Origin of the sequence: Brevibacterium epidermidis NBRC 14811, from assembly GCF_001570805.1 — a bacterium.
Classification (GTDB): domain Bacteria; phylum Actinomycetota; class Actinomycetes; order Actinomycetales; family Brevibacteriaceae; genus Brevibacterium; species Brevibacterium epidermidis.
Genome location: NZ_BCSJ01000010.1, coordinates 17693 through 34972 on the forward strand (window position 1 = coordinate 17693; position 17280 = coordinate 34972).

Sequence of the window (17280 nt, forward strand, 5' to 3'; positions counted from 1 at the left end):
AACCTTGAGAATCCTCGTCGTCAACGTCAACACGACCGAGTCCATGACCGAGGGCATCGCCCGAGTGGCACGGCAGGCCGCCTCGGCGGGAACCGAGATCATCGGTCTGACCCCTGAATTCGGAGCCGAATCCTGCGAAGGCAACGTCGAAAGCCACCTCGCAGCGCTCGGCGTCATGGACGCGGTGCTGAAGTATCCCGGCGAATTCGATGCCGTCATCCAGGCAGGGTACGGCGAACACGGCCGCGAAGGTCTGCAGGAGCTGCTGGACGTGCCCGTCATCGACATCACCGAGGCGGGGGCAGCCTTGGCAATGTTCCTCGGCCGCCGCTATTCCGTCGTCACCACACTCGACCGAACAGTTCCGCTCATCGAAGATCGGCTGCTGCTGGCCGGTCTCGACTCCCACTGCGTGTCCGTCCGGGCATCGGGGATGGCCGTGCTCGAACTCGAGGAGAACCCGCAGGGCGCGATCGAAGCGATCACCGATCAGGCCGCCGAGGCGGTCGAGCGTGACCGTGCAGAGGTCATCGTTCTGGGCTGCGGTGGGATGGCAGAGCTCGGGGAGACGATCACGAGGCGCGCTTCCGTTCCCGTCGTCGACGGGGTCGCGGCCGCCGTGCGTTTGGCCGAATCCCTCGTCGGACTGGGGCTGAGCACCTCGAAGGTGCGCACCTATGCTCCGGCCCGAGAGAAGAAACTCAGCGGCTGGCCGCTGGGTCAGTCGGTGCCGACCGAATCCTCTGCAGCGGGCCCGACGCCGTCTGCGGCAGGATCGGCTGCGGCAGGTTCCGCCTGAGGCTCCTGAGCTACCTGAGCCTCCTGAGTTCCCTCGGTTCCGGCTTCGGCCAAACGCTTCGAATGCTTGTCGTGCTGCTCCTGGCTAGTCCCCAGATGACGGCCGGCCAGAGACCCTGCCAGCGCCTGGTCCCGGCGGGCGATTGCGTCGAAGAGCTCGGCATGCTCGGTCGCGACGACCGCGAGGTCATCGTGCTGACTCAGCTGCCAGCGCATCCGTGAGTCCAACAGGGCACCGATCTCACCGAGGAGTTCATTGCCCGAGAGCTCGGTGACGATGGCATGGAATTCCGCGGCACAGCGATGAGCCCCGGCGACGTCGCCCGCGTCGGCGAGTTCGCGACCTCGAAGCATTGTGGCCTCCAGTCGAGCCAGCCCCTCCCGGGTATGGCGCTGAGCGGCGAGTTCGAAGGAGAGGACGTCGAAGACCGTGCGCACCTCGTTGAGGTCGGCGATATCACTGGGGGAGAACTCCCTGACCGTCGACCAGGTGTTGGGCCGGTTCGTCACCAGACCTTCCGAGGCCAGCTTCTTCAAAGCCTCGCGGATGGGGACTCTGGAGACTCCGAGCTCGGTGGCGAGGTTGCGTTCGACGAGCCGCGAACCGGGCCGACGGTGGCCTTCGATGATCTCATTGCGCAGCGCCTCGGTGACCCGCATGGTCTCCGACTGGGGGCTGTCAGCTGACTTCATCCCGTCCTTCATCTCACTGTGAGCGCTTCATAGCGCGGCCCAGGGTGTCGAGCCCGACCGAGCCGAGGCCGAGTGCCCGGGTGTGGAAGTCCTTGAGATCGAAATCGGCTCCGGCCGTCGCCTTCGCCTCGTCACGGAACTGCTCCCACAGACGCTGACCGATCTTGTAACTCGGTGCCTGTCCGGGCCAGCCGAGGTACCGGTCGAGTTCGAAGGCCAGGAACGACCGGTCCATGGCGACATTGTCGGTGAGGAACTGCCAGGCCTTCTCCCGGTTCCAGGTCCCTCCGCCGAGGCTCGCCGGAGCCTCGAGGCCCAGGTGGAAGCCGATGTCGAGGACGACGCGGGCGGCCCGCAGACGCTGTGAGTCAAGCATGCCCAGATAGTCGCCGGGGTCGTCGAGGAATCCGAGGTCGGCCATGAGCTTCTCCGCGTACAGCGCCCAGCCCTCACCGTGGCCGGACACCCAGCACATAAGGCGGCGCCAGCGGTTGAGAGTCTCGGAGACGTACGTGGCCTGACCGATCTGCAGATGATGGCCGGGGACGCCCTCGTGGTAGACGGTGGTCTTCTCCTGCCAAGTGGCGAAGTCCGTGACGCCTTCAGGTACCGACCACCACATGCGGCCAGGGCGGGAGAAGTCATCGGTCGGGCCCGTGTAGTAGATGCCGCCGGTGGCAGACGGTGCGATCATGCACTCGATCGTGCGCACGGGTTCGGGAATGTCGAAATGGGACTTGCCGAGTTCGCGGATCGCCTCATCGGCCACTCCCTGCATCCAGTTCCGCAGCGCCTCGCTGCCGTGCAGGGTGCGCTTCGGGTCGTTGTTCAGCGCGTCCATGACCTCGAACAGATCGGCACCGGGCATGATCTTCGCCGCCACTTCGCGCTGTTCGGCGTCGATGCGTTCGAGTTCTTCGAGACCCCAGGCATAGGTTTCGTCGAAGTCGACCTCGGCGCCGAGGAAGTCCCGGGAATACAGTGCATAGGCTTCGCGACCGCAGGCTTCGTCGTCTCCGGCGGCAGGCAGCACCTCCTCGCCGAGGAAATCGGCCAGTCTGCCTGCGGACTTGCGAGCCGCCTCGGCGTGGGTGTCGAGATCCGAGCGCAGGGCGTCGGGGACGTCTGCGCCGGCGACGAGGCGATCGAAGTTGCTGCCGGGTTCGGCCAGGGCACGGGCCTGTTCGATGACCTTCTCGACCTGGATGCGGGCGGCGACGCGACCGTTGTCGCGCGCCATCGCCAGAGACTCCTGGTAGCCGGCCAGCGAACCGGGCACAGCGGCAAGAGTCGTCGAAATCGTCTCCCAATCGGCCGTCGTCTCCGTGGGCATGAGATCGAAGGCATCGCGGACCTGCTGCAGCGGGGACTCGATGACGTTGAGGCTGGCGTGCTTGATCCCGGCGGCGAAGTAGTCGCGGTCGACTCCGAGGCGATCACGCATCGCATCGATGGTCACGAGATCGACGTCGTCGAGGTCGGATTCGTCCGCGACCTCATCGAGGCGGGCCAGGGTCCGGACGGTGACATCGTTGACCGCGGAGAGTCCGGCCGGCGAGAAATCGTCGAAGCCCTTGGCACCGTCGAGTCCGAGGTAGAGGGCGAGAGAGGGGGAGAGGGCGAGCATGTCATCGACGTAGTCTTCAGCGACCGCATCGACGGCGGTGGGGGTTCTCTTCTCAGTCATGAGAACCACCCTATCGCGAGCTGAGTCACATCCGCGGTGGACCAGCCCACGCATTCGCGGCGAACCCGCTAATGTGTCACTGTTCCCCGCAGGCAGCAGAAAGAGAGACCGATCTCCCGTGGCACGAGCGAAGCTGTGGACGAAGGACTTCATCGTCGGAATCGGACTCAACCTGACGATGTCGATGGTCTTCTACCTGCTCATGACCTCGATGGCCGGATATGCGGTGGCACGGTTCTCCGCCGGTGAGGCCGCCGCCGGCTTCGCCTCCTCATCGTTCGTCGTCGGTGCCGTCGTCGCTCGCGTGCTCACTGGCAAGTACCTCGACTTCATCGGTCGCCGGAAGCTGCTCATCATCACCATGGCGATCTCCGTGCTCGCCTCCTTGGCCTATATCTTCGCCGCCGATCTCACCCTGCTGCTGACGCTGCGCATCGTCCACGGAATCGCCTTCGGCGCCGGGAACACGGCGATCATGACGGCCATCCAAAGCATCATCCCCGCCTCTCGAAGGGGAGAGGGCACCGGATACTTCGGGACTGCGACAACCCTGTCGACGGCACTCGGACCGTATCTGGGGGTCATCCTGCCCCGTGAGTTCGACTATTTCATGCTCTTCTTCGCCTCGGCGTTCATGTCCGTCCTCGCGCTCATCTGCTGTTTCCTCATTTGCCTGCCGGTGCAGGAGATCAGCGACTATCAGCGGCGGACGAAATGGCATCTCAAGATCGGCACCCTCGTCGACCGAGACGGGCTGCGGATCGGCTCGGTCATGCTGCTGGCCGGCACCGCCTACGCCGCGGCACTGGTGTTCCTCGCCGGCTACGCGGCCGAACACGGTGTCGCCTCCGCTGCGTCCCTGTTCTTTGTGGCGTTCGCCGTGGCGTCGCTGTTCGCCCGTCTGTTCGTCGGCAGGCTGCAGGACACCTTCGGTGACAATGCGGTGATCTTCCCTGTCTTCGTCGCCGATATCGTCGGCAATGTCCTGCTGGCGCTGTGGCCGACGATGACGGGGATCGTCCTGGCCGGGGTGCTCATCGGCTTTGGATTCGGCTCCCTCATGCCGTGCATGCAGGCCATCACCGTCAAGTCCGTGCCGATGAGCCGAGTCCCCGTGGCCACGGCGTCGTTCTTCCTCCTCCTCGACGCAGGCTCCGGAATCGGCCCGGTCGTCCTCGGCTTCCTCTACCCGTTCACCGGCGGAAACGGAATGTTCCTCGTCTGCGCCGGCCTCGTCGTGGTCGCCATCGGCGTCTACATCTGGGTGCACGGACGTCGTCGAGGCGGCCGCCCCGGCACCGAATACCTCACCTGACACCCCTTATTGCTACCTGACGGCGGCTCAGCAACCTCGCGCCAGGTTGCTGAGCCGCCGTCAGGTAGTAACGGGGAGGGGTGGTCGCGATAGCCTTGAGGGAAACGACCGGAGGATGAGAATGAAGTTCGCGCTCGCTCAGATCAACACCACCACCGAGGTGGCCGACAACCTCGAAAAGGTGCGCACCTATACCCGTGACGCCGCCGAGGCAGGCGCCCGGTTCGTCGTCTTCCCCGAAGCCACGATGTCGGCGTTCGGATCCGGACTGCGCACAATCGCCGAAGAGCACATGGAGTCGTGGCGGAGCGCGCTGAGTGAGCTGGCCGTCGAAACCGGAATCACCGTCGTCGTCGGCGAATTCGCGACCACAGCGGATAAGGTCATCAACCTCCTCGCCGTCTATTCTCCCTCCGGTGAGCGCAGCGACTATGCGAAGATCCACCTCTACGATGCGTTCGGCTTCAAGGAGTCCGACACCGTTGAAGCAGGGGAGGAGCCGGTGCTCTTCACCGTCGACGGCGAGGACATCGGACTGGCCCTGTGCTATGACATCCGGTTCCCGAAGCTCTTCGCCGAACTCAGTCGCCGAGGCGCACGACTGACCGTTGTGGCGGCCTCATGGGGTGCGGGACCGCGCAAGGCCGAACAGTGGGAGATCCTCGCCCGTGCCCGGGCCCTGGACTCGAATATGTTCATCGCCGCCCTCGGCCAAGCCGATCCCGAAGTGACCGGGGTTGCTGTCCCGAAGAAGGGACCGACCGGGGTCGGGCACAGTCTGGTCTCCGACCCGCTCGGGAAGGTGCTGAACTCACTCGACGGTGCCGAACGACTCGAGATCGTCGAGCTCGATCTCAGTGCGGCCGACACCGCGGCAGAGACGGTCCCGGTGCTCACGAATGCCAAACTCGGGTACTGACCTCGGGTCGAATGCTCAGCGCATTTCCGATGAAAAAGCACTGACTGCAATACTGTTCCCATGAGTTCCAGTTCAGAGGTCCAAGCGTCGCCGCCGGTCGAGGGACTGCGCGAACGCAAGAAGCGTGAGCGCGGGCAGGCTCTGCGCCGTGCCGCCATCGACCTGGCCCTGGAGAAGGGCTACCACAACGTCACCGTCGAAGACATCTGTGAGCGCTGCGGAGTCTCCAGACGCACGTTCTTCAACTACTACTCATCGAAGGAAGAGGCGCTGCTCGGCCGCGCGGACACAGTCTTCGACGAAGAGGACCAGCCTGCCATCGAGGAGTTCGAAGCCGGGGGACCTCACGGACGCCTCGTCGCCGACCTCGAACATCTGCTCGCATTCATCGTCGCCACTCGGCTGAAGAAACGCGACGACATGCACCAATACCACCTCATGCTCAAGCAGGATCCAACGCTGATTCCGCTGCAGATGGCGCGGATGGGTAACAACGAACGGCTTTTCCGGCAGATCATCCAACGGCGACTCGACGGGACCGCCTCGGCGCCGGTGGATGTCCTGGGGACTCACTCAGATGACGGTGCCGACGACGACGTCGAAGTCTCTCCGCGTGCTGAAGCCGTCGCCGCCCTGGCGATGATGGTGCTCAAGGCGACGTTCACGCGGATGCGTCGCATCGACGGTGATCCGGGCCCCGTGATCGACATGCTGTTCGACGAACTGCGCGCACTCTTCCGCGAAGAGACCGACTAGAACTCAGGTCACCGACCCAGGTGCTGGTCCCAGGTCTGGGGGAGACGTTTGCGCACATTGCGGCGCGGAGCCCGGAAGCCGGCCCGATCGCCCTTGCGGGTCTCGGACTCGGCCTCCGCACTGGCCTGCTGGGCCGCGTAGGCGATCGCCACCTGACGGATCGCCACGACCGCGGCCACAGCCGCCGCGCTGGCCATCTCGTCACTGATCGGTTCGCCGTCATCGGCGCGCACCTGTGACCGACCCTCCACCGACGGCACCCGCAGCGCCTCGTCCGAGGTCGGGGCCGCCTCGGTGGGGGAATCCTCACCGGGGACGGTCACCTCGGCGTCGACTTCGCCGGGCAGGTTCGCCTCGGCGTCGGTCTGCAGATCATCACTCATAGGGGGATGTTACCGTGCTTGCGCGCGGGAGCGTCGACGTGCTTGTTCTTCAGCGCACGCAGGGAGCGCACGATCCGGCTGCGGGTCTCGCTCGGCTTGATGACGGCGTCGATGTAGCCTTCCTCAGCAGCCAGATACGGGTTGAGCAGCGCATCCTCGTAGTCCTGGATGAGTTCGGCACGTGCGGCCTCGACGTCCTCTCCGGCCTCTTCGACGGCCTTGAGCTTGCGGCGGTAGACGATGTTCGCCGCACCCTGGGCGCCCATGACCGCGATCTGCGCGCTCGGCCAGGCGAGGTTGATATCGGCACCGAGCTGCTTCGAGCCCATCACGCAGTACGCGCCGCCGTAGGCCTTGCGGGTGATGAGGGTGACGAGCGGAACGGTGGCCTCACCGTAGGCGTAGATGAGCTTGGCGCCACGGCGGATGATGCCGCCGTACTCCTGATCGGTGCCCGGCAGGAACCCGGGCACATCGACGAAGGTGAGGATCGGCAGGTTGAAGGCATCGCAGAGGCGCACGAAGCGCGCGGCCTTCTCCGAAGCATCGATGTCGAGCGTGCCGGCCAGCTGCATGGGCTGGTTGGCGATGATGCCGACGCTGACGCCCTCGACGCGGCCGAAGCCGGTGACGACGTTCGGGGCGAAGAGTTCCGAGACCTGCAGGAATTCGCCGTCGTCGAGGATTGTGGTGATGACGTCGAGGATGTCGTAGGGCTGCGCAGGCGAATCCGGCATGAGCGTATCCAGTGCCTCGTCCTCGGGCGTCAGCGACAGGTCGGACTCGAACTCGTCGGAATCGGCCGGGTCGAGGTTGTTCTGCGGCAGGAATGAGAGCAGATCGCGTACATAGTTGAGCGCATCGTCCTCGTCGGAGGCCAAGTAGTGGGCGTTTCCGGACACGGTGTTGTTCGTCCGTCCGCCGCCGAGCTCCTCATGGCCGACAGATTCGCCGGTGACGGTCTTGATGACGTCGGGACCGGTGATGTACATGTGGCTGATCTGGTCGACCATGACGGTGACGTCGGTCAGAGCGGGGGAGTACACGGCGCCGCCGGCCGAGGGGCCCATGATCAGCGAGATCTGCGGGATCACGCCGGACGAGGCGACATTGAGGCGGAAGATCTCTGCGAAGAGCGCAATCGATCCCACACCTTCCTGGATGCGGGCGCCGCCGGAGTCGTTGATGCCGATGATCGGGCAGCCGAGCTTGAGCGCGAGCTTCTGCACCTTGACGATCTTGCGTCCGTTCGCTTCGGCCAGGGATCCGCCGAGGACGGTGAAGTCGTGGGCGAAGACCGCGACGGTCTTGCCTTCGATAGTTCCCAGGCCGCAGACAACTCCGTCACCGTCGGGGCGGTTGTCCTGCATCCCGAACTGGTGATTGTGGTGGCGGGCGAATTCGTCGATCTCCTGGAAGGAGTCGGTGTCGAGGAGAGCCGCGATGCGTTCACGGGCGGTCTGCTTGCCGCGCTTGTGCTGGTTGTCCACCGAGCGCTGATTGCCCGTGTGGGCGGCTTCTCTGCGCTGGGTGAAAGCGTCGATGCGCTCGGCTGTGGTCCGTGGAGTATCCGTCATGCCTCCACAATAACGATGACGTGAGACTTCGTTGTGCACTCTCACCAAAAGAATCTAGAGTGGACTGGTGAACAGCCAACACAATTCTCTTCTCGTCGACGTCGACTCAGTGCGCCGCACCGCTGCGGACCGAGGACTCACGCTCCCACCGCTGATCTGGGACGATACGTGCACGTCGACGAATGACGAACTCGCGCAGTTGGTCCGGGAGGGCGCCGCCGGTTCACCCGTGCCCGAATTCACCGTTCGCGGCACTGATTTCCAAAACGCCGGACATGGCCGTCTGGGCCGAACCTGGACGGTGCCGGCCCGCCGGTCGCTGACCTGGTCGATCCTGCTCACACCCCCGGCCGGATTCTCCCAGTGGGGATGGATCCCGCTCATCGCCGGTGAAGCCGTGCATTCCGCCGTCGCCGAGGCGGGGGTGACCGCTGCGATCAAGTGGCCCAACGATGTGCTCACCGTTGAAGGAAAGAAGCTGTGCGGAATCCTCGCGCGTGTCGAACCCCTGTCCAGCGGCCCGAAGATCGTGTTGGGGATGGGGCTGAACACTCGGTTGGAGCCCGCGGATCTGCCGCGAGAGGACGCGAGTTCCCTGGCGATCGAAACCGGAGTCGACGGTTCAGAAATTGATCATGAAGCGTTGCTAGTGTCGATTCTGAGCACATTGATCCCTTGCTACAGAGAGCTGGTCGAGTATGGAGATGAGGATTTCCGCGACAGCCGCACGGCGCAGAGAGTGCGTGATCATATGGTGACGCTCGGGTCCAGGGTTCGTGTGGAGAAGCCCGATGGCACCGACATCATCGGCACCGCCACGGGGCTGGACTCCGGAGCCGACCTCATCATCGACGACCGGGTGTCGCTGAGCGCCGGAGACGTCCATCATCTGCGTCCTGCCGCATCACCGACAGCTCCGGAGAGGAGCGATCGCTGATGGCGGTTTCGGACTTTACCGCCGGATTCGACATCGTCGAACCGGACAAGCTGGGCACACCCGAGGTCGGATCTCAGCCCGTGTCAGAGAATCCGTCCGATTCCGATCATGCGACGAGGTCGACTCCACAGGAGGACGGTGGGACCTCGTCCCGCGCCGAGGCGGACGTTCGTTCCGCGGACACCCTCGCTGACGAGGACGCCGAGTCGAATGCGAACGAGCTGTTCGACGGGGCCGGAGGCGACGACGAACCCGTCGGCAGCCTGACCGGATCCGCTCCTCAGGCAGGAGAGGTCGGCGCAGAACTCGCCGACGAAGTGACGGCCGGTCCTGACACAGCCTCAAAGAACGCAGCCTCCGAGCGCGAAGCCTCAGCGGACGCGGGTTCTGCCGACGCGGAACCGGGAGTCGACGTCGACGAGGACTTCTTCAGCGGGCTGCGTGAGGACCCGCGCACCACGGCGTTGCCGATCATCGACGAAGACGAGGTCGACGATGCTTTCGATGACGATGGCCCCGACTTCGACGACACGATCTATGAGACCCGCACCGCGGCCGAACGACTCGAAGAGATCCTGCTCGACGGCAAACGCGTCCTCGACCGTAGGGAGGCAGCGAAACTCGGCGGAATCTCCACGGTCTCGGCGCGGAAGATGTGGCGTGCCCTCGGAATGTCGCAGGCGAAGCCGACGGACAAAGCCTACACCGTCAGCGATGCTCATGCCCTGCGGATCTGGGCCAAACCCGTCGCCGACGGACTCATCGACCAGACCACCGCACTGTCTCTGGCGCGGGCGATCGGACAGACGACGGACCGTCTCGTCGTCTGGCAGATGGAGACCCTCGTCGAGTTCCTCTCCGAAGAGAAGGGGCTGACCGATCCGGAAGCACGCCGGGACGCCCTGGCCGTCGTCGAAGAGATGATCGACCCGCTGCAGAAGATGCTCACCTACTCCTGGCGACGCAACCTCGCCGACGTCATGGGTCGACTCAACGTCAACGTCTCCGACGGACTGGCCATGGACAACCGGCAGGGCTGGTACGACTCGTCGATGCCGTTGGCCCGCGCCGTCGGATTCATCGACCTCGTCTCCTTCACCCGACTGTCACAGAAGATGGAGCCCAGGCAGCTGGCGGACATGGTTCAGGAATTCCAGGGCATGGCCTACAATATCGTCGCCACCGGCGGCGGACGGGTCATCAAGACCGTCGGCGACGAAGTGTTCTTCGCCGCCTCGACTCCACTGGCCGGAGCCGAGATCGCCATGACTCTGATGGAGCGCGTCACCGCGGCCGAAGACCTGCCCCAAGCACGAGTCGGCTTCGTTTGGGGCCGGGTACTCTCCCGCCTCGGCGATATCTTCGGCTCCAGTGTCAACCTCGCCGCACGCCTGACGGCCGTGGCGGATCCCGGAACGATCTTCACCGACGAGGAGACCGCACGAGTGCTCTCGGCCTCGGACGACTACGTCTTCGAACCCCGCGATTCGATTTCGCTGCACGGACTCGGTGAGACCTCTATCGGTGAGATGAAACGCGGCACCGCGGCCCAGATGCGCCTCGACCTCGACGATGAACCCGAGAACTCGGACCACTGACCTGACAGCGCCGGCGATAGACAGCTGAGCCCAGCACCGAGGTGCTGGGCTCAATTGTTGAAACGAACTGCTGGTCGGTCTCTTCGACCGGAGCCTGCTGGTCGTCCGGATAGGACCCAAAAGGTCAGAACAGCGCGGAGTCGTCGTCTCCGTCGTCATCATCGTCGTGGGAGACTATGACGGCACCTTCGGTGTCGAACTTCGACCGCGCGATCTCATCCTTGGCTTCATCGAGGTCGAGATCGAGTTCATCGAGACTCGTCGCAAGCCCTTGTTGTCCGCGCCCTGCCTTCCCGGCTGATCGTTTCGTCCCGGACTTCGCCGTCTTCGCTGCGGAGTCGGTCGCGGAATCCGCGGTCGCCTCGGCGTCGGCAGAACCATCGGCAGAGCCATCGTCGGCCGCTGGGGAATGATCAGCGGATTCGGCGCCGCCGAGGCGGGGCAGAGTTCCGATGACATCGATCTTCGACTCCAGCGGCGATCCCGTCCCGTCGCGACGGGACAGTTCGGCCGGGAGCGTGCGTGCACCGCCTGCGGAAGCGGCGGCCTGCGGAGAATCGCCGACCCAGGCCAGCGACAGTTCGGTCTCGCCCTTGAGGAACTTGTGGGCACGGACCCCCGAGGTGGCTCGGCCCTTGGTCGGGAACTCGGAGAACTCGCTGACCTTGATCGAGGACGACGGTGCACCGTAGAAGTTCTCACCGCTGGCGATCGTGACGACCGCGAAGCTGCCGAGCTCGGCATCCGCGGCACCGTCCTCGTCGGTCTTCGCGGCCTTCGGGGTCATTCCGAAGAAGATCACCTTCGCGTCGGCGGCGACCTTGATTCCGGCCACACCGGAGGCGGTCCACCCCTGTGCGCGCAGACCGGAAGCGTCGAAGGCGAGCAGCTGGGCATTCGAGGTCACGAACACGGAGAGAGAATCGTCGATGTCCTCGGGCTGAGCGACGCCGACGACGGAGTCCTTGCCCTTGAGGGTGATGGCTTCCCATTCGTTCTTATTCGGTCGACCGGCCACGGACACTCTCTTGACGACGCCTCCGGCGGTGCCGAGGACGAATTCGCGGTCGAGGTCGACCAGGCCGATGATCTTCTCGTTCTTCTCCAGAGCCGCGTATTCGGCGATCTTCACTCCGCCGGCGACATTGGGCCGTGCCGCAGCCGGCGGCAGGGCGGGCAGATCGACGACGTCGACCATGTGCAGGCGACCGGTCGTGGTGATGGCACCGACCTTGCCCTGAGTGGTGGTGACGATCTCCGAGACAAGCGCGTCGTGGCTGGAGCGTCGGCCCTCGCGTGCCAGGGGAGCGGCATCGGAGGTGCGCGCAATGCGTCCCGACGTCGACAGCAGGACTCGGCAGGGGGAGTCGGCGATCTTGAGGTTCGCCGGGGCCTTCTTGCCCTTGGCGCTCAGTTCCTTCATCGAGCCTTCGATGAGGACGGTGCGTCGCGGTGAGCCGATGATCTCGGCCGTGGACTCGAGTTCGGTGGCGACGAGCTCACGCAGCTTCGCCTCATCGGCCAGCAGCGATTCGAGGTAGTCGATCTTCTTCTTCAACTCGTCGCGCTCGGCCTCGAGCTCGAGGCGGGAGAACTTCGTGAGCCGACGCAGCTGCAGATCGAGGATGTAGGTCGCCTGCAGCTCGGAGAGCTCGAAGACGTCCATGAGGCGGGTGCGTGCCGTGGCCGCATCATCCGAGGAGCGGATGAGCTGGATGACCTCATCGATGTCGAGGATCGCAATGAGCAGACCTTCGACGAGGTGGAGCCGATCCTTGGCCTTGCGCAGCTGGAAGATCGTGCGCCGGCGCACCACGTCGATGCGGTGGGAGAGGTAGACCATGAGCAGCTCGCGCAGCCCCAGGGTCCGCGGCTGCCCGTCGACGAGGCAGACGTTGTTGATGCTGAAGGACTCCTCGAGCGGAGTCTGGCGGTAGAGCTCGGCGAGCACCGCTTCGGGGTTGAAGCCGTTCTTGATGCCGATGACCAGACGCATTCCGTTCTTGCGATCCGAATAGTCATCGATCGAGGCGATTCCGGACAGCTTCTTCGCACCGACCGCGTCCTTGACCTTGGACACAACTTTCTCCGGCCCCACGAGGTAGGGCAGTTCGGTGACGACGATTCCCTTGCGGCGGGCACTGATGTTCTCGACGGACACGGTGGCGCGGGTGCGGAACGTGCCGCGACCGGTCTCGTAAGCCTCGCGCACTCCGTCGAGGCCGATGATCCGCCCGCCGGTGGGCAGATCGGGCCCGGGGATGAAGCGCATGAGCTCCGAGAGTCCGGCTTCGGGATTGCGGATGAGGTGGGCGCAGGCGGCGATGACCTCGCCGGGATTGTGCGGGGCCATGTTCGTGGCCATACCCACGGCGATACCGGAGGCGCCGTTGATGAGCAGGTTCGGGAACGCGCTGGGCAGGACCTCTGGCTGGGTCAGAGTGTTGTCGTAGTTCGGCACGAAGTCGACGACGTCTTCGTCGAGGCCCGCGATCATGTGCATCGACGCTGTCGTCAGCCGAGCCTCGGTATAGCGAGGGGCAGCAGGGCCGTCATCGAGGGAGCCGAAGTTGCCGTGGCCGTCGACCAGGGGCACACGCATGATGAAGCTCTGGCTCAGACGCACCAGTGCGTCGTAGATCGCGGAGTCGCCGTGCGGGTGCAGCTTGCCCATGACATCGCCGACGATGCGCGAGGACTTCACATGACCGCGCTCGGGCCGCAGCCCCATGTCACCCATCTGGTAGACGATGCGACGCTGGACGGGTTTGAGACCGTCCCTGGCATCAGGCAGGGCGCGGGAGTGGATGACCGAGACCGCGTATTCGAGGAACGAACTCTCCATCTCTGAAGAGACGTCGACATCGATGACTCTGCCTTCGGGCATGGAACTCCTTTGACGCACGAACTGTTCGATTCGAACACCCGCCCGCGCCGAAGCCTTGACCTCAGTGGGGGAGGGCACCCGTCGATTCTAGCGTTCGATTTGCGCTCTCCGGCTCAATCGAGTGTTCCCGGAGGGTCCGTGTCGGAGTTCAGGCCCCTTCGCGGCTGCCGCGCAGCCACTTGAAGAACGCCTTGAGGTACGACTCGACATTTGAGCGATCTGCCGTGCCGGCGACGAGTTCGCTGAACATCATGCCCGCAACCGAGCTGTTGACCTTCTCCGCAAATTCGGCGTCGATGCCGGCGAAGCGCATGATGAATTCCTTGATCGCGCGGAGGTTCTTCTCCTTGGCGATCACGGCCTCGGGCGGCAGCGCCGGATCCAGGCTGAGCATCATCATCGTGTAGAACCGGTTGCGGTCCGTGGTCAGCCAGTTCATGCAGAAGTCGATGGCGACTTCGATGGCATCGGCATCCGGAGCCCGCACGAGCTCCGGCAGGCGTTCGAGCTGCTGGGAGTTCAACTCGCCGATGCGCTCCATGATTCCAGTGATCAGGGCATCGCGGGTGCGGTAGACATTCGATGTCGACCCCACCGGGAGTTCGGCCAGTGCATCGACTGCCCTGTGGGTGAGTCCACGGACTCCTTGTTCGGCGACTACGGCGATCGCGGAGTCGGTGACGACGTCTCTGCGCGAAATCATGACTGTGAGGCCTCGCTCTCATGGGACACCCGCTGTTCACGGACGCCTGGGACGGTGGATGGCCAGTGACTGGCCACAGAAAGTGGCCGCCGAAGCGGCCACTCATTAAAACACGAATTCATAACATTTCGTGGTGAACGGATACAGACACTACCCGTCAAGTCTGCGAATTGGTATAGGACGCGCCATTATGGCGCCCGGGCAGTGAAATTCGAAGACAGCCTGCGGCGGGTGTGGATTCTCCTTTCAGCTGGGCGGGTCTCTTCTCTGCGTCGTCTCAGCTCAGCAGGCGACGGGTGCCGTCGATCCGAGTCGGGTCGCGCAGGAGGTCGACGTGGGCGCTGAGCACATGCGACTCGGTCTCCGTGGCGACCATCGGGTGGATGACGAGTTCGAGGATCTGCGGGTGATTCTCCACCAGCACCGCCAGCCTCTCCAACACATTGCGCAGCGGTTCGATGTTCATCGGCGGCAGACCGCGATAGCCGAACAGCCTCGGTGACGCCTTGATCGACTTGATCATGTCCCCGGCCTCTTTGTCAGTGATCGGCGCGACCCGATGAGCGACGTCTCCGAGGAGCTCCGTGGTGTCTCCCGCCAAGGAGAACGCCAGCAGCGGGCCCAACAGCGGGTCCTCTCCGGCACGCAGGACACAGGGGACTCCGTGCGGTGCCATGGCCTGAACGTCGACGAGAGGCTCCTCTTCACCGGCCAGCTGCCGGATGGTCTCCTGAATCGCGGCGAAGTCCTCGGCCAGCTCCTCGGGAGTATCGATATTCAGCCGCACACCGCCGAGCTCCATCCGGTGCCGCAGCACCTTCGTCACGGCCTTGAGGGCAACGGGATAGCCGATCTTCTCAGCCGCGGCGATGCCTTCCTCCACAGAGGAGGCCGCGATATAGGGCAGCACTTCGATTCCGTAGGCGCTGAGCAGGTCTCGGACGTCGTTGCGTTCGAGCCGGACGGGGGTGCCCGGCTGCGCTCCTTCGAGGGCGGAGTCGATGATCGCCCGCACCTTCTTGTCGTCGATATCGTCGAGCTCGGTGTACCGGCCGTGATCGGCGGCCCTCCACCGGGCGTAGTCCGTGGCCCGAGCCAGAGCCCAGACAGCATCTTCGGGGCCGATGTAGCTGGGGACGGTGCGGGAGACCCGGTTGCCTTCATCATCGGTGAGGTACGTGGTCAGTTCGTCCTGGACGCCGTGGATCCCGAGGAAGCACGCGACCGTAGTCTTTCCGGATCGTGCCGCGGATTCTGACAGCAGTCCGGCGATCTCGGTCTCCTCCGCACCGGACGACGGGGTGAAGGTGACGATGACCGAATCGACATCGTCGCGGGCATACATCGCATCGAGTTCGATCCGGAAGGTCTCCGTATCGACCTCGGGGTGCAGTGACACAGGTTCGGTGTCGACTCGCAGCCCCTCGGAGCGGGCACGCTGCATGAGCAGTGTGCTCATCGCCGCGGAGTTGCCGATGACCCCGACGCGCCTGCCTGCCGGCAGCTTCTGCGTCGAGAACACCTGGGCGAGGTCGAAGAGCTGGTGGATCGTGTCCGCGCGGATCACTCCCGCCTGTTCGAGCACCTGGTCGAGGGTGTTCGGTGCCAGGGACGAGGTGCGCACGATATGCCCGGGCGGCAGTTCCCGGCCCGTGAGGTCGGATTTGATGACGACGACGGGTTTGACGCGGGAGACGCGGCGGGCGATGCGCGAGAACTTGCGCGGGTTGCCGATGGATTCGAGATAGAGGCCGACGGTCTTCGTGGCCGGATCCTCCTCCCAGTACTGAAGGAGGTCGTTGCCGGAGAGGTCGGCTCGGTTTCCGGCGGAGACGAACGTGGAGATGCCTAGTCCTCGGCTCTTCGCCGCCGCGAGCAGTGCGGTGCCGAGGGCTCCGGACTGGCTGAAGAGTCCGAGAGTTCCCGAGGCGGGGAGGAACGGGGCCAGTGAGGCGTTGAGAGAGATGTCGGAGGCCTCGTTGACGAGCCCGAAGGAGTTCGGCCCGACCACGCGCATTCCGTAGGCACGGGAGGTCGCGACCATCCGTCGCTGGAGCTCGGCGCCTTCGGGGCCGGTCTCGGCGAATCCGGAGGAGATGACGAGCACGGCCTTGACCCCGTGCACGGCGCAGTCCTTGACCACCTCGGTGACGGATTCGGCCGGAACGGCGATGACCGCGAGGTCGGCCTTGCCCGGCAGGTCGGCGAGGCTCGGATACGCCTGGACCCCGGCGATCTGATCGGCTTCGGGGTGGACGACCCACAGGTCGCCGGCGAAGTTCGCGGCCGTGATGTTGCGGATGAGCAGATGGCCGGTGGAGTTGCGTTTGCGGCTGGCGCCGATCACCGCCACCGAGGTGGGGTGGAGGACCGTGCGCACGCTCAGGGCCTCGGCCCTGTGCTCCCGAGAAGCCTGCACCTCGATGGACCGTGCCGTGGGGTCGATGTCGAACTGCACGGCCACGACGCCGTCGTCGAAACCGCGGGAGACCTCGTAGCCGGCGGCCTGGAAGACCTGCAGCATCGAACGGTTCTGGGGGAGCACCTCGGCGGTGAATCGCTGGATTCCCGACTCGCGTGCGGCCGCGGCCAGGTGCTCGAGGAGGATTGAGCCGACCCCGCGACCCTGGTGGGCGTCGGCGATGTTGAAGGCCACTTCGGCCTCGGTGTCGTTGAGTCGATCGAAGCGGCCGACGCCGATGATGTCATCGCCGATGAGCATGATCAGCGCCACTCGGTCGCGGTGGTCGACGTTGACGAAGCGGTCGAGGTCGCGCTGGGGGAGCCGGGGCAGCGGAGCGAAGAAGCGCAGATAGACGGACTCGGGCGACTGGGCCTCGTGCATGCGGGCCAGAGCGGCGGAATCGTCAGGGGTGATCGGACGCAGATGGGCGGTGCCGCCGTCGCGGAGGACGACATCGGCTTCCCACCCGGCAGGATAGTTTTCCATGGTCCCAGCATATGCGTCGGGCGCCCGGATATGGCCCACCTCGCTGGGAAGTGTCAGAGGAGTGGGGCACAATGGTG

The 17280-nt window shown here is 64.8% G+C and carries 13 protein-coding genes; 6 read left to right on the plus strand and 7 right to left on the minus strand.

Annotated elements, in window-relative coordinates; all coding sequences use genetic code 11:
• Nucleotides 1–4 precede the first annotated feature (4 nt).
• Nucleotides 5–799 carry an aspartate/glutamate racemase family protein gene (locus BEP01S_RS06950; RefSeq protein ID WP_039212691.1) on the plus strand — a complete coding sequence of 265 codons (795 nt, stop codon included), beginning with the start codon at nucleotides 5–7 and terminating at the stop codon, nucleotides 797–799.
• Here BEP01S_RS06950 and BEP01S_RS06955 read toward each other — a convergent pair.
• Together BEP01S_RS06955 and BEP01S_RS06960 are read right to left on the minus strand one after the other, a co-directional pair.
• Nucleotides 721–1491, minus strand: coding sequence for a GntR family transcriptional regulator (locus tag BEP01S_RS06955; protein ID WP_083532613.1), 771 nt, complete (start codon nucleotides 1489–1491; stop codon nucleotides 721–723). The two genes, BEP01S_RS06950 and BEP01S_RS06955, sit on opposite strands and share 79 nt — an antisense overlap.
• 13 nt (nucleotides 1492–1504) lie before the next feature.
• A complete protein-coding gene (locus BEP01S_RS06960) occupies nucleotides 1505–3178 on the minus strand; it encodes a DUF885 domain-containing protein (RefSeq protein ID WP_039212689.1) in 1674 nt (557 codons plus the stop codon).
• Between the two features lie 118 nt (nucleotides 3179–3296).
• On the opposite strand from BEP01S_RS06960, the gene BEP01S_RS06965 reads away from it, so the two are divergent.
• From BEP01S_RS06965 to BEP01S_RS06975, 3 genes are all read left to right on the plus strand, one after another.
• Entirely contained in the window at nucleotides 3297–4493 is a 1197-nt protein-coding gene (locus BEP01S_RS06965) for an MFS transporter (RefSeq protein WP_062241770.1), read from the plus strand.
• A gap of 121 nt (nucleotides 4494–4614) precedes the next feature.
• On the plus strand, nucleotides 4615–5412 hold the full coding sequence (locus tag BEP01S_RS06970) for a carbon-nitrogen hydrolase family protein (RefSeq protein ID WP_039212687.1): 798 nt from the start codon (nucleotides 4615–4617) through the stop codon (nucleotides 5410–5412).
• Between the two features lie 60 nt (nucleotides 5413–5472).
• Entirely contained in the window at nucleotides 5473–6168 is a 696-nt protein-coding gene (locus tag BEP01S_RS06975) for a TetR/AcrR family transcriptional regulator (RefSeq protein WP_062241772.1), read from the plus strand.
• A gap of 8 nt (nucleotides 6169–6176) precedes the next feature.
• Here BEP01S_RS06975 and BEP01S_RS06980 read toward each other — a convergent pair whose 3' ends face one another.
• On the minus strand, nucleotides 6177–6551 hold the full coding sequence (locus tag BEP01S_RS06980; protein ID WP_039212685.1) for a hypothetical protein: 375 nt from the start codon (nucleotides 6549–6551) through the stop codon (nucleotides 6177–6179).
• Nucleotides 6548–8128, minus strand: coding sequence for an acyl-CoA carboxylase subunit beta (locus BEP01S_RS06985; protein ID WP_039212684.1), 1581 nt, complete (start codon nucleotides 8126–8128; stop codon nucleotides 6548–6550). The genes BEP01S_RS06980 and BEP01S_RS06985 overlap by 4 nt, the downstream gene beginning before the upstream one ends.
• 67 nt (nucleotides 8129–8195) lie before the next feature.
• Here BEP01S_RS06985 and BEP01S_RS06990 point away from each other — a divergent pair, with 67 nt between their 5' ends.
• A complete protein-coding gene (locus tag BEP01S_RS06990; RefSeq protein ID WP_052240260.1) occupies nucleotides 8196–9065 on the plus strand; it encodes a biotin--[acetyl-CoA-carboxylase] ligase in 870 nt (289 codons plus the stop codon).
• On the plus strand, nucleotides 9065–10663 hold the full coding sequence (locus BEP01S_RS06995; RefSeq protein ID WP_062241774.1) for an adenylate/guanylate cyclase domain-containing protein: 1599 nt from the start codon (nucleotides 9065–9067) through the stop codon (nucleotides 10661–10663). The genes BEP01S_RS06990 and BEP01S_RS06995 overlap by 1 nt, the downstream gene beginning before the upstream one ends.
• Nucleotides 10664–10787: 124 nt before the next feature.
• Here the strand turns inward: BEP01S_RS06995 and BEP01S_RS07000 are convergent, their stop codons facing one another.
• The 3 genes from BEP01S_RS07000 to BEP01S_RS07010 all read right to left on the minus strand — a co-directional run bounded on the left by BEP01S_RS07000 (nucleotide 10788) and on the right by BEP01S_RS07010 (nucleotide 17203).
• Nucleotides 10788–13550, minus strand: coding sequence for a DNA gyrase/topoisomerase IV subunit A (locus BEP01S_RS07000; RefSeq protein WP_062241776.1), 2763 nt, complete (start codon nucleotides 13548–13550; stop codon nucleotides 10788–10790).
• A gap of 148 nt (nucleotides 13551–13698) precedes the next feature.
• The gene (locus tag BEP01S_RS07005) at nucleotides 13699–14253 is read right to left on the minus strand and encodes a TetR/AcrR family transcriptional regulator (protein WP_039212680.1); all 555 of its coding nucleotides are present in this window, start codon (nucleotides 14251–14253) and stop codon (nucleotides 13699–13701) included.
• 277 nt (nucleotides 14254–14530) lie between these two features.
• Nucleotides 14531–17203, minus strand: a complete 2673-nt coding sequence (locus BEP01S_RS07010) for a bifunctional acetate--CoA ligase family protein/GNAT family N-acetyltransferase (RefSeq protein WP_062241778.1) — start codon at nucleotides 17201–17203, stop codon at nucleotides 14531–14533.
• Nucleotides 17204–17280 lie beyond the last annotated feature (77 nt).